At 59.1% G+C, this 13,380-nt stretch carries 9 protein-coding genes; 7 read left to right on the top strand and 2 right to left on the bottom strand.

All coding sequences use genetic code 11. The features are described from left to right. The first annotated feature begins 32 nt into the window (after positions 1-32). The 5 genes from mnmG to D3Y59_RS13575 all read left to right on the top strand — a co-directional run bounded on the left by mnmG (position 33) and on the right by D3Y59_RS13575 (position 6,819). Positions 33-1,895: a tRNA uridine-5-carboxymethylaminomethyl(34) synthesis enzyme MnmG gene (gene mnmG / locus D3Y59_RS13555; RefSeq protein WP_119446476.1), complete on the top strand. Its 1,863-nt coding sequence runs from the start codon at positions 33-35 to the stop codon at positions 1,893-1,895. 151 nt (positions 1,896-2,046) lie between these two features. Next, positions 2,047-2,949: a class I SAM-dependent methyltransferase gene (locus D3Y59_RS13560; RefSeq protein ID WP_119446477.1), complete on the top strand. Its 903-nt coding sequence runs from the start codon at positions 2,047-2,049 to the stop codon at positions 2,947-2,949. Positions 2,950-3,213: 264 nt separating this feature from the next. After that, complete coding sequence (locus tag D3Y59_RS13565) at positions 3,214-4,833, top strand: Ig-like domain-containing domain (protein ID WP_119445532.1); 1,620 nt, start codon at positions 3,214-3,216, stop codon at positions 4,831-4,833. Between the two features lie 834 nt (positions 4,834-5,667). Continuing rightward, positions 5,668-6,159: a DUF4385 domain-containing protein gene (locus tag D3Y59_RS13570; protein WP_119445533.1), complete on the top strand. Its 492-nt coding sequence runs from the start codon at positions 5,668-5,670 to the stop codon at positions 6,157-6,159. A gap of 180 nt (positions 6,160-6,339) precedes the next feature. Continuing rightward, the gene (locus D3Y59_RS13575; protein WP_119445534.1) at positions 6,340-6,819 is read left to right on the top strand and encodes a hypothetical protein; all 480 of its coding nucleotides are present in this window, start codon (positions 6,340-6,342) and stop codon (positions 6,817-6,819) included. Between the two features lie 201 nt (positions 6,820-7,020). Here D3Y59_RS13575 and D3Y59_RS13580 read toward each other — a convergent pair whose 3' ends face one another. Continuing rightward, complete coding sequence (locus D3Y59_RS13580) at positions 7,021-8,421, bottom strand: inorganic phosphate transporter (RefSeq protein ID WP_119445535.1); 1,401 nt, start codon at positions 8,419-8,421, stop codon at positions 7,021-7,023. 185 nt (positions 8,422-8,606) lie between these two features. Here D3Y59_RS13580 and D3Y59_RS13585 point away from each other — a divergent pair, with 185 nt between their 5' ends. After that, the gene (locus D3Y59_RS13585; protein WP_119445536.1) at positions 8,607-10,124 is read left to right on the top strand and encodes a glycine--tRNA ligase; all 1,518 of its coding nucleotides are present in this window, start codon (positions 8,607-8,609) and stop codon (positions 10,122-10,124) included. A 99-nt stretch (positions 10,125-10,223) separates the two neighbouring features. Here the strand turns inward: D3Y59_RS13585 and D3Y59_RS13590 are convergent, their stop codons facing one another. Continuing rightward, the gene (locus D3Y59_RS13590) at positions 10,224-10,610 is read right to left on the bottom strand and encodes a hypothetical protein (protein WP_205590837.1); all 387 of its coding nucleotides are present in this window, start codon (positions 10,608-10,610) and stop codon (positions 10,224-10,226) included. A 187-nt stretch (positions 10,611-10,797) separates the two neighbouring features. Here D3Y59_RS13590 and D3Y59_RS13595 point away from each other — a divergent pair, with 187 nt between their 5' ends. After that, positions 10,798-13,257, top strand: a complete 2,460-nt coding sequence (locus D3Y59_RS13595; protein WP_119445538.1) for an efflux RND transporter permease subunit — start codon at positions 10,798-10,800, stop codon at positions 13,255-13,257. The last annotated feature ends 123 nt before the right edge of the window (positions 13,258-13,380 follow it).

Genomic DNA, 13,380 nt, shown 5'->3' on the forward strand with positions numbered 1-13,380 from the left:
TTCATACCCTCCGAAACAACCCTCCAGCTATGCTGACTCAGGAATACGATGTGATTGTGGTAGGCGCCGGCCACGCCGGTTGCGAAGCAGCGGCGGCCGCGGCCAACCTCGGCTCGAAGGTGCTGCTCATCACGATGAACATGAACACCATCGCGCAGATGTCGTGCAACCCGGCCATGGGCGGGGTGGCCAAAGGCCAGATTGTGCGCGAGGTGGACGCCCTGGGTGGCCAGAGCGGCATTATCACCGACAAAACCATGATTCAGTTTCGGATGCTGAACCGCTCGAAGGGCCCCGCCATGTGGAGCCCCCGCGCGCAAAGCGACCGGATGCGTTTTGCCGAAGAGTGGCGCCTGACGCTGGAAGGTATTTCGAACGTTGATTTCTGGCAGGAAGCCGTAACCGGCCTGTTGGTTGAAGGCGACGTGTGCGTGGGCGTGCGCACGCAACTCGGCATCGAGTTCCGTTCGAAAACGGTGGTGCTCACCAACGGCACCTTCCTGAACGGCCTCATTCACATCGGCGAGAAGCAATTTGGCGGGGGCCGCGCCGCTGAGAGCAAGAGCACCGGCATTACGGAGCAGCTGCGCGACCTGGGGTTTGAAACCGGCCGCATGAAGACGGGCACGCCGCCCCGCGTGGATGGCCGCACGCTCGACTACGCACGCATGGAAGAGCAACCCGGCGACGAAGAGCCGAGCAAGTTCTCGTACCTCGATACGCCGCGCCTCGCCAAGCAGCGCCCCTGCTACATCACGTACACCAACGAAAAGGTGCACGACATTCTGCGCACTGGCTTCGAGAAGTCGCCCATGTTCCAGGGCCGCATCAAGGGCCTAGGCCCGCGCTATTGCCCGTCGGTGGAGGACAAGATCAATCGCTTTGCCGACAAGGACCGCCACCAGATTTTTGTGGAGCCCGAAGGATGGAGCACCGTGGAGGTGTACGTGAACGGCTTTAGCAGCAGCCTGCCCGAAGACGTGCAGTACAACGCGCTGCGCCAGATTGCCGGCTTCGAAAACGCCAAGATGTTCCGGCCCGGTTACGCCATCGAGTACGACTTCTTCCCGCCCACGCAGCTGCACCTTACCTTGGAAACCAAGCCGGTGCGCAACCTGTACTTCGCGGGCCAGATCAACGGCACCACGGGTTACGAGGAAGCCGCTTGCCAAGGCCTGATGGCCGGCATCAACGCCCATTTGCGCGTGCGCGAGCAGGAGCCGTTTGTGCTGCGCCGCTCCGAGGCCTACATCGGCGTGCTCATCGACGACTTGGTAAACAAAGGCACCGACGAGCCCTACCGCATGTTTACCTCGCGCGCCGAGCACCGCATTTTGCTGCGCCAGGACAACGCCGACCTGCGCCTTACGCCCTTGGCCCACAAGTTGGGCTTGGCTTCGGATGAGCGCCTGCAGCGCGTGGAGCAAAAGCGCCAGCAAACCGCCGACGTGCTGGAGTACCTCAACAAAAAAGCCGTGGAGCCGGGCGAAATCAACGGGCTGCTGGTGGAGCTGGGTTCGGCCCCGATCAGCGAGAAAACCCGTGCCGTAAATCTGCTGCGTCGCCCGCAAATCGAACTTTCCGATTTGCAGCGCGCCCTGCCCGAGCTGAGCCAGTACCTAGGTACCTACGGCGCGGAGGCACTGGAGCAGGCCAGCATCCACGTGAAGTACGAGACCTACATCGAGAAGGAAAACCAGCAAGCCAAGCGCATGGGCGAGCTGGAGGACGTGCGCATTGTAGGCCGCCTGGATTACAAGCAAATGCCGGCGCTGTCGCACGAAGCGCGCGAGAAGCTGCTGCGTATTCAGCCCGAAACCATTGGGCAAGCTTCGCGCATCAGCGGCATTTCGCCGGCCGATATTTCGGTGCTGATGGTTTACCTGGGCAAGTAATTCTGGGCTAAGAAGTTCTCAGTTAAGCACGCTACCGGCACGCGCCCGATTGGCCCCGTGCGCCGGCGCATTCCGCAAAAGCGTATTTTTGCAGCATTCCAGCAGCCGGCGTCAAAACCGGCTGTTTTGTTTGTGTCTGAATCCTAGTTTGGTGTCGTACGAACGCGTAGAACAGTGCCCGGTATGCGGGCAAAACGACTTTCGGCCGCGGATGACGGTGGAGGATTACTCCGTCAGCCACGAGCAGTTTGCCATTGTGCAATGCACCAACTGCACGTTGCTGCTCACCAACCCGCGGCCCGACGCGGCCAGCATTGGCCGCTACTACGAAAGCAACGACTACGTTTCGCACTCCGACACGCGCCAGGGGCTCATCAACCAGATTTACCAAGTGGCGCGCTCGTTTACGCTGCGCCGCAAGGTGGCCCTCATCAACCGCTTCGTTGCCAAGCCGGGCCGCGTGCTTGATTACGGCTGCGGCACGGGGTATTTTCTGGCGGCTTGCCAGAAGGCTGGCTGGCAGATTGCCGGCGTCGAGCCCAACGCTACAGCCCGGCAGCTAGCCGAGCAGCACACTGGCCAGCCCATCGGCGCCGGCAACCTAGGGCAGTTCGAGTCGGGCTCGTTTGATGTGATTACGCTTTGGCACGTGCTCGAACACGTGCACGAGCTGAACGGTACGCTGGCCGAACTGACGCGCCTACTCAAGCCTAATGGCGTGCTGATTGTGGCCGTGCCCAACGCCGCCAGCCCCGATGCGCAGTACTACCGCGAGCAGTGGGCCGCCTACGATGTGCCCCGGCATTTGTACCACTTTACCGACAAAACCATCGGCTTGCTGTTCGGCAAGCACCAGTTGCGCCTGCGCCAAACCCTGCCGCTGCCGCTCGATGCCTACTACGTGAGCATGCTGAGCGAAAAGTACCGCGCCGAGCGCAACGGCGGTTTGTTAGCCGCCGTGAAATCGGGGTACAAATCGAACACCCAAGCCAAGCAAAAAGGCGGACAATACTCCAGCCTGATTTTCGTGGCGGGCAAATCGCCCAGCGCGTAGGCTTTTCCGGTGCTGTAGGGTAGGAGGGGCTAAGCTGGCAGGGCTGTGGTTTTGCTGCGCCCACCTAGGCCATACTCTTGCGGGCGCAGGCACTTCCTAAGCGCCCCGCATCCCTTTTGTATTTTCGCCCGCAAGGCCGCGCCTGTGCGTACAAGCGCTGCCGGCAGCAAGTACTTAGCCTAGGTGGTATGCGTTAGCTTCGGCAAGGGCAACTCCGCCGCGGTCACGTGGCGTGCTGGTGTGCCTTTTACTTCTCGATTCTGCATGTTCGTACGCCCTTATTTGCTGTTGTTGCTGCCCGTGGGGTTTTGGGTGGCGGGTTGCGCGGCCATTAGCCAGCCCGAAGGCGGCGCCCGCGACACCGTTGCGCCCAAATTTGTGAGCAGTTCGCCCAAAAACGGCGCTACCAATGTGTCGCAGCAAAGCATTCGGCTGGAGTTTTCGGAGCCCGTGCAGCTGAAGGACCTCAGCAAAAACCTCATCATCACGCCCAGCCTCGCCGAGGGCAACGAGTACAAAGTGCGCGAGGAGCGCAATGCCATCGAACTGCGTTTCGAGAAGCCCCTCGACGAAAACACCACGTATGTGTTCAACTTCGGGGAGGCGGTAACCGATATCACCGAGAACAACAAAGCCGCCAACGTGGTGCTGGCATTTAGCACTGGCGCCGCCCTCGACTCGGGCTCGGTAAGCGGCACGGTGGTGCAGCTGCTCACGGGCCAGCCCGAGGCCGATGCCGTGGTGGCCTTGTACCCCGCCCGCGACACGGCCGACATACGCCGAGCGCGGCCCTACTACCTAGGGCGCACCGATAAAAGCGGGGCGTTTCGGCTGAACAACCTGCGCGCCGACAATTACCGCCTCTACGCCCTGGTTGACAAAAACCAGAACACCCGCTACGAGGAGCCCGAGCGCATTGCTTATTTGCCCCAGCCCGTGCAGGTGCAGCCCCGCGCCGATTCGTTGCGGTTGTTTACGGTGCGGCCCGATGCCCGCCGGCCGCTCATCCAGTCGCAGCAACCCAGCGCGGCGCAGTTCCGCATTGGTTACAACGAAGGCCTGCGCCAACTTACCTTGGCGGCCCTAGGTCAGCCGCCCAAACCGGAGCAAAACCAGTTGGTGGCACTGGCCGAAAAAGGGCGCACGGCCGTGGTGTACCGCGCCGCCGCTATGCCCGCCGGCCGCTACCTTGTGTCGGCAACCGATAGCGCCGGCAACGTGGGCCTCGATACGGTGAACGTGCGCTTTGCCGGCGAAACGCTGCCACCGCGCAAGGGCCCGCAGTACCAATTGGCCAACAACCAGCGCGAAACCCCGGCTACCGGCCAGCTGCGCCTGCAGTTCAACGAGCCGCTGCGTTTGGTCACCAACAAGCCTTTTGCCACGCTGGTAGAAGACTCTACCACGCGCCGCCCGTTGCGCGCCCCCGCCGATGGCCAGCTCAGCCCCGACCGCACCCAGCTCATCATTAACCTCAACACGCGCGCCCGCCGCGCCATCAGCATTGTGCCCGATAGCACCGCCATTACCGGCGTTACGGGGCAGTCGTTGGGGCTGCGGCCGGTGCGGTTGCGCATAACCGAGCAAGCCACCACCGGCAGCTTATCGGGCACGGTACAAACCGCGGCCAAGCGTTTCGAGCTGCAACTGCTCGACGACAAATACCAACTGGTGGCCTCGTTGCAAAACCCGCGCACGTTCCGCTTCGACAACCTGGCGCCCGGCAGCTACCGCCTGCGCGTGCTGGTTGATGCCAACAACGATGGCCGCTGGCAAGGCGGCGACCCGGGCCTGCGCCGCCCGGCCGAGCCCGTCTGGATTTACCAGCAACCGCTAACGGTGCGCGCCAACTGGGAGGTCGAAGACATCCGTTTCGGCTTCTAGCCCGCTTACCCAATTCGCTAGCCCCGGCGCCCTAGGTGCCGGGGCTTTTTTGTGCGCCGGCACCTAGGGCTTGGCGGCCCATCCATATTCGCGGAAGTAACTATACTCTGATTTTCAGCAGCATTGTTTTGGGCTGATATTCAGTTATCCACGAATCCACAGGGCATTGTGGACTACTCGGGCCGGTTTCGCGCGCCTAGGGCAACCTCCGGGGATAAGCCGTGGAAAACGACTGTATAACCAGTGGACACCGGTGGAGAACTTTCGGAAAAGTTTTTTTGGCTTTTCGCACCCCGTACCACTCCCAAACCGGTGTGAATAGCGGTGGACAACTTCCCCACGGTTTTGGCGCTATCCACTATGCACACACATGTGAATTCACAGGGCTGTGCACAATTCTGTGGATTGTCGAAAAGCCTGTTAAGTAACTGAGGAACAAGCACCTAATTTTAACATGCCCTGTGGATAGGCAGTGTATAAATGAGTTCTTGTGCACATGTTATCAAGCCGTGTGCATAAGCCCCATTCTTATCCACTTATGCACCGCCCTAACAACTGAAGACAAAAAAGATTTTTAAAATTTTATTTAGTGAAAAGTTATTAGGCGAGTGGATAAGTCGGGCCGGAAGAAAAAAGACCGAACAAACCGCCGGCTCCGGGAAAGCAGCGCTACCGCTGGTGCGGAGAAAGCATTGCCGCGAAAAGAGCAGCGGCCTAGGTCGGAAAAAGGCACCGCGCCAAAAGCAGGTGCCGGCCGCCGCGTTACCCAGGCTCGGCAAATCATTTGGGTAGCTGAGTTGCGTATAAAGCCACTCATCGCTTCCGCGCTGCCTTATGCCGTTCGATTACACCCTCGATTTTCACCACGTCGATTTCCGGAAACACCCCGAGCTCTACCGGGTGGGCAAGGGCGAGCAAGGTGTTTTGCTTGTGGAGCCCTATAAGAGCGAGATCTTGCCCTTCTGGCGCTTTCGTACGCCCGAGGTAGCCCGCGAGTCGTCGGAAGAGATTTACGGCCTGTTTCTGGCTTATTTGGCCAAGGAGGATTTTGTGGGGGCCGATATGGCCCGTAAGTTTTTGCAAATGGGCTTCACCAGGGCCCGTCGCTACGCCAACCACCGCGGCGGCAAAAAGTACGACGGCCCCGTGCCCGACGACAAAAAGGGCCAAAGCGGCGCCCACGGCCGCGCCGAGCTGCCGCGTAGCCCCGAAGACCCCGTAAAAGCCGAGGCGGCGGCCATCTTTAAAGCCAAGTGGGACGAAGCCAAGCAACACCCCGACTACTTGCGCCAGAAAGCCGAGTTCGAAGCGCGCTACGGGAAATGAGTTGCCTGTTGTCAGTTGTCAGTTGTGGGTGACCAAGCGCCTTTAGTCAGATTGCATGAATGGCGGCCTGCGGACAGACAACCGACAACTCTCAACTGACAACTGACAACTGACGACCGACAACTGAAACCAACACCTACCTTTACCTCACTACCAACCCTACAAACCTCCCTCCGCGATATGAATACGACCCAACCCCGCAGCACCGAGGAAAACGAAATCGTGTTGGGCCAAGGCATGGGCCCGCTGAAGTTTGGTGCCAGCATGGACGAAGTGCGCGCCCTGATGGGTGAGCCCGAAGAAATTGAAGAGGCGGAAGAAGACGACGAGTTCGAGCACCAGGCCTGGAACTACCTCGAGGAAGGCTACTCGCTCTACTTCGACCGCGAAGACGACTACCGCCTCTCCTGCATCGAAACCGACCACCCCGGCATGCGCCTCTACGGCGAGCCAATTCATGGCAAGTCGCTCGAGCACGTGCAGGAGCTCATGCGCCGCCACGGCCACGGCGCCGGCGAAATGGAAAAGGTGGACACCGGCGAGGTGCGCCTTTCCTACGAGAAGGAGATGATAGACCTTTACTTTGACGAGGACGAGCTACAGTTCGTGAACTTCGGCGTGTTCATCAACGACGACTTGGAGGTGCAGTGGCCCGCCTAGGTGCTACTTATCCACAAAAACAGCGTTTTTCGGTGTTGATAAGTTGATAAGTATTTGAAAACAAAAGATCAACGCCCCAAAACCAACGATTTGTTAGCAAGGCTCGTATAAGGCTGCTTCGGCGCCTGGTACCGGCCAAATAAAAAAGCCGCCCCGTTGCTGGGGCGGCTTTTTTGTGCCTTTCGAAGAATAGGGTTGCGTTTACAGCAGCGCCCGGAACAGCAAGAACAGTACGCCCGAAAGGGCCATGGTTACGGGCAGCGTAAGTACCCAGGCCAGCGCAATGTTGCGCACCATGCCGGGGTTGAGGTTGCGAATGCCGCGGTTGGCTACCATGGAGCCGGCAATAGCTGACGACAGCACGTGCGTGGTAGAAGAGGGTAGGCCCGAAGCCGTGCTCAGGCCAATCATGGTGGCGGCAATGAGCTCCGAGGAGGCGCCTTGCGCGTAGGTGAGGTGCTCTTTGCCGATACGCTCGCCAATGGTTACCACAATGCGCTTCCAGCCAATCATGGTGCCGATACCCAGGGACAGCGACACGATCAGCACCACCCATTTCGGGGCGTAGTCGGTAAAGCTGCGCATGTCCTTGATGCCTTCTTCGTAGGCTTTGCGGTCGGCGGGGCTAAGGCTTACCCGGTCGCTATCCATCAGCTTTTTGGCCCGGTTGTACGTCAGCAGAATAGCCTTGCGGATCTGGAAACGGTCGGTTTCGGGCAGCTGCTTCACGTCGGTTTTGCCGGCAAAAATGCGGTCGAGGTTACCCGTTTGCTGGTTGATGTCGGCCAGTGCTTTCTGCTCGTCGGGAGCCAGCTCGGCGGGGTTGATCTTGCGCATCACCTGCTCCACACGCACCAGCGAATCACGCATGTCGAGCGGGTTCTTCGACTCGTCCAAAGCGAACTTGATGGGCACAATGCCAATCAGGATCAGCATAATCAGGCCCACGCCCTTCTGGCCGTCGTTGGAGCCGTGGAAGAAGCTCACCAGGGTGCAGGTGGCAATCAGGATCAGGCGAATCCAGAGGGGTGGCGGCTTGCGCTTGTGCGGCTCCTTGAAGATAGCCTTCGACTTGACAAACCGCTTCAGGATAAACATTACCAGAATGGTAAGCGTGAAGCCAAACAGCGGACCAATCAGCAGCGCAATACCCGTTTCGGTGGCCTTGCCCCAGTTTACGGCCGCTCCGCTCGAGTCGGGCAGCAGCGAGTAGGCAATGCCAACGCCCAGGATGGAGCCAATAAGCGCGTGCGACGACGAGGCCGGAATGCCGTAGTACCAGGTACCCACGTTCCAGATAATGGCCGCCAGGATAAGCGCGCCTACCATGGCTATGCCGTGATAAATGTTCTGATCGACCAAACTCTCGACGGGCAGCAAATACACAATGCCCATGGCCACGGTGATGCCGCCGCCAAACACGCCGATGAAGTTCCAGAAAGCCGACCAGACTACGGCTATCCAGGGCCGCAGCGTATTGGTGTAAATTACGGTTGCTACTGCGTTAGCAGTGTCGTGAAAGCCGTTGACGAATTCGAACGCGCAAGCGGCTATCAGACACACCAGCAGCAGCAGGAGCACTTGGGGCTCTAAGCCAAGCATATTGGTGAGGGTTAGTGAGCAAAAAAGTTTGGCCGCCCAAAAGTACGGGCCACCTAAAAGGGCACAAGATTATGAAATTGTTATTCGATACGCCCACACCGCGGTGTGCAGAATAGGCCTTGTACCATTGCTTCTACAAAAAGTTTAGTCGACAGGCTTTTATCGGAAGCCGTACTTTTGCCCCTATGAGCAACCCGACGCAGAAACCAACCCTCGAAAATACCCAGCTGAAAGATATTGTAGCCCACGCCAAGGAATACGGCTTCGTGTTCCCGTCGTCGGAAATCTACGACGGCCTCGCGGCCGTGTACGATTACGGCCCCAACGGCGTGGAGCTCAAGAACAACCTGAAGCGCCTGTGGTGGGAAGCCATGACGCAGCTCAACCCCAACGTGGTGGGCATTGATGCGGCCATCTTCATGCACCCGCTTACGTGGCACGCTTCGGGCCACGTGGCTGGTTTCAACGATCCGCTCATCGACAACCTCGACAGCAAGAAGCGCTACCGCGCCGACGTGCTGGTGGAGGAAAAGGCCGCTCAGTACGAAAACAACGGCGAAGCAGAGCGCGCGCAAGCGTTGCTGCAGCACCTGGGCCGCCTGCTCACCGACAACGACCTAGGGGGCGTAAAGCAGCTCATCATCGACGAGAAGATTACCTGCCCCGTTTCGGGTACCGGCAACTGGACGGATGTGCGCCAGTTTAACCTGATGTTCTCGACGCAGGGCTCGGCCGTGGAAAGCGACGCCGCCCAGATTTACCTGCGCCCCGAAACCGCCCAGGGCATTTTCGTGAACTTCCTGAACGTGCAGAAGTCGGCCCGCATGAAGGTGCCCTTCGGCATTGCGCAAATCGGCAAGGCCTTCCGCAACGAGATTGTGGCCCGCCAGTTCATCTTCCGGATGCGTGAGTTCGAGCAAATGGAAATGCAGTTTTTTGTGCGCCCCGGCACCGAGATGGAGTGGTACCAGCAGTGGAAGGAAACCCGCCGCCGTTGGCACGAGGCCCTAGGTCTGCCCGCTGCTAAGCTGCGCTTCCACGACCACGAGAAGCTGGCCCACTACGCCAACGCCGCCGTTGATATCGAGTTTGAATTCCCCTTCGGCTTCAAAGAAATCGAGGGCATTCACTCGCGCACCGACTTCGACCTGACCCAGCACCAGGAGCTGTCGAAGAAAAAGCAGCAGTACTTCGATGCCGACGTGAACCCCGAAACCGGCAAGCCCTACGGCAATTACGTGCCCTACGTGGTAGAAACCTCGGTGGGCGCCGACCGCCTGTTCCTGGCTACGCTTTGCAACGCCTACACCGAGGAAACCCTGACCGAGGGCGAAGGCGAAGCCCAGCAAACCAAGCAACGCACTTACCTGAAGCTGCACCCCGCGGTGGCGCCCATTAAGGCGGCCATCTTCCCGCTGGTGCGCAAGGATGGTTTGCCCGAAAAAGCCCAGCAGATTTTTGACGAATTGCGCCACGACTTCCGCATCATCATGGAAGAACGCGACGCCATCGGCAAGCGTTACACCCGCCAAGACCTCATCGGCACGCCGTTTTGCATTGCCGTCGACCACCAGACTCTGGAAGACGAAACCGTGACCGTGCGCCACCGCGACTCGCGTGAGCAAACGCGCATGCCCATTGCCGAGCTGCGTCAGTACATCGGCCAGGCCGTAAGCTTCCGCCGCATTTTCGAGCAGCTCTAAGCCCTAGGTGCTGATAGGTGCTGAACAAAGCAAGAGGCCCCGGACAAGCGTCCGGGGCCTCTTTGTATGTTGGTGGTACGGGATACCTAGGGCCGCGGCCTACATGCCACGCGAAGCCACGTAGCTAAACCGAACCTGCTCGGGCCGAAATGTGCTGCCGATGGGGCCGGCGCCAATGCTGTAGCAATACTGGCCCTCCTGGGCGGGCGAGGCCATAAACAGCGGCTGCGCCGGGCGGCGCAACCGGGGCCCTAGGTGCACCTCGGTTAGCCACTGCTCGTAGGAGAGCGAGGCCTGATGGCTGCGCTGCAGGTTAAGCAACAACCTGCCAACGTGCTGGGCCAACATATGCTCGAGGGCACCGTGGTAAGCCCCGCCAAAGGATAACTGACGAAAGGTTGCGGAAGCGGTAAGCGAAAACGTATCGGATACGGCACCGTGGTTAGGCGCTGCGTCCGGAGTAATAAACCATGTCATTGCGTGCATACGGGCCGCCAAGCAAGGGTGGGTTGCGTTGACTGGCAGAAAACTAAGCACTTATACGCGCTTAGCAACCTAGTGAGTTACAAATACTTGCAGTATTGCTGCTTTTTCAGTGCTAGGTGCAATTGCCCCCGAAAAAATAGCCCCACCAGCATTGCGTACCTTTGCCCCAATTTTCCTGCCGTAGCCGATGTGGAGTAAGCTTGCCCTGCTGATTATCAAGAACCGCCGCCTGCTGGTTGGGCTGCTGGCCGTGGTTACCGTGTTCATGGCCTGGAAGGCCAAGGACGTGGAAATGACCTACGACTTTGCCCAGGTTGTCTCGCCCGACGACCCGGACATGGTGTATTTCCAGGAGTTCAAGAAAACCTTCGGCGAAGACGGCAACGTGCTGGTGCTCGGCATGCAGGACAGCTCGGTGTACAAGCTGGGCAACTTCAACGAGCTGCGCATGCTTACCGATACCCTGGGCAAGGTGGAGGGCGTGAACGGCGTGCTTTCGGTAACCAAGCTAATCCAACTTACCAAGGACACGGCGGGCCAGCGCTTTGCCGCCGCGCCCATCTTCCGCACGTTTCCGCAAACCCAGAAGGAGCTCGACTCGCTGATGCAGATCGTGAACCGGCAGGAGTTTTACAAAGGGCAGCTCATCAGCCCCAGCACCGGAGCCACGCTCATGGCCCTTACCATGGACCCCAAGTACCTGAACTCCTCGCGGCGGCAAGCCGTGATGCAGGACATTCTGGCCCATGCTGAGCGCTTCACGCAAAAAACCGGCATTAAGCTGCACTACGCTGGCCTGCCCTACGTGCGCTCCACCATGACGAGCAAAGTAGCCAGCGAAATGAAGTTTTTCCTCATTTTGGCGGCCCTGGTTACCAGCGCCACGCTGCTAGTGTTTTTCCGCACGTGGTCGGCGGTGGTGTTTCCGCTACTGATTGTGGGCGTGGCCGTTATTTGGTGCGTGGGCACCATTGTGCTGCTGGGTTACAAGATTACCCTGCTCACCGGCCTGATCCCGAGCATCCTCATCGTTATCGGCATCCCCAACTGCACGTACCTGCTCTCGCGCTACCACTACGACTACCGCATCTCGGGCAACCAGGTGCTGGCCATGGTGCGCGTAGTGCGCAAAATTGGCTTGGTAACGTTGATGAATAACACGGCCACGGCTACGGGCTTTTTCGTGTTCTGCTTCACCAACATTGCCATTCTGTACCAGTTTGGCTGGGTGGCTACCATCAGCATTTTTGCGGCGTTCTTTATCTCGATCATCCTCATCCCGATCGTATTTACCTACCTGCCGCCGCCCACGCCCAAGCAGCTGGAGCACCTCGATGCCAAGCCGCTAACCAAGCTGCTCGAGTTTTTCGACTACTTGGTGCTGGAGCGCCGCGGCCTGGTGTACGGCACCGCCATTGTGCTGTGCGCCCTAGGTGCTTTGGGGGCCAGCCGGCTGCAGTCGGTGGCGTACATGGTCGACGATCTGCCCAAAAACTCGTCCGTCAACGCCGACCTCAAATTCTTCGAGCAGCACTTCAACGGCATTATGCCGCTTGAAATCGTGGTGGATACGGGCAAGAAGCGCGGCATTCTAAAGCTGAAAAACCTCGAGCGCATCGACCGGCTCGAGAACTACCTGCGCACGCAGCCGGTGCTTACCTCGCCCATCAGCATTGTTACGTTCCTGAAGGCCTCTACGCAGGCTTTCTACAACGGCGACCCGGCTTATTACCGCCTGCCCGATAACTCCGAGCGCAACTTTATTCTGAGCTACCTGGCTCGCTCGCAGGGCAAAGAGGGCTCGGGCATGGACAACAAGCTGCTGCGCTCCTTTGCCGACTCGACGGGCCAGAAAGCGCGCATCTCGCTTAAGATTGCCGACATCGGCTCGCGCAACCTCGATACCCTGTTGCTCAACAAGATTCAGCCCAAAATCCGCGAAATCTTCAACGGCACGGGCATGGAGGTGAAGCTCACCGGCACCACCATCCTGTTCACCAAAGGCAATGAGTACATCATTGGTACGCTGCGCAACAGCCTCATTCACGCGTTTGGGTTGGTGGGCCTGATCGTGCTGGTGCTGTTCCGCTCCATTCGCTCGGTGTTCTTTACGTTGCTGCCCAACTTCGTTACGCTGCTGCTCACGGCCGGCCTGATGGGCTACTTCGGCATTGCCCTGAAGCCCGCTACGGCCCTGATCTTCTGCATTGCCCTAGGTATCGACGGCGACAACTCCATTCACCTGTTGGCCAAGTTCCGGCAGGAGATGGCCACCAACGGGCGCCGCGTGCGGGCTGCTATCAGCACCACGCTTTCGGAGGCCGGCACCAGCATGATTTACACCAGCATCGTGCTCTTCGTTGGCTTCAGCATTTTCGCTTTCTCAGAGTTTGGCGGCACCAAAGCCCTAGGTCTGCTGATGTCGGCCTCGCTGCTGATTACCAACTTCTCGAACCTGATTTTGCTGCCCGCGCTGCTGGTAACCTTCGAGCACGGCAAGGACGAAACCATCGACCGCGCCCTCATTCAGCACTACGACGACCAGTACCACGAGGAGGACGACGACCTGGAACTAAACCTCGATAAGATGACCGTGCAGCCGCGTTTGCCGCAAGGCTCGCAACCCGACCGCGGTGCCAACGTCTAGGCGTGTAGCTTGTTGCTACTGAGCCTTTTTGCCCTCTCCTTTGTTTGCTTTCGATAACCGACTTTCCTAGCCAAATCCAGCGCTAAAAACCAGTGCCACGGGCTGCCTTCAAGCGGAGGGCAG

The organism is Hymenobacter oligotrophus (assembly GCF_003574965.1).
GTDB lineage: Bacteria > Bacteroidota > Bacteroidia > Cytophagales > Hymenobacteraceae > Solirubrum > Solirubrum oligotrophum.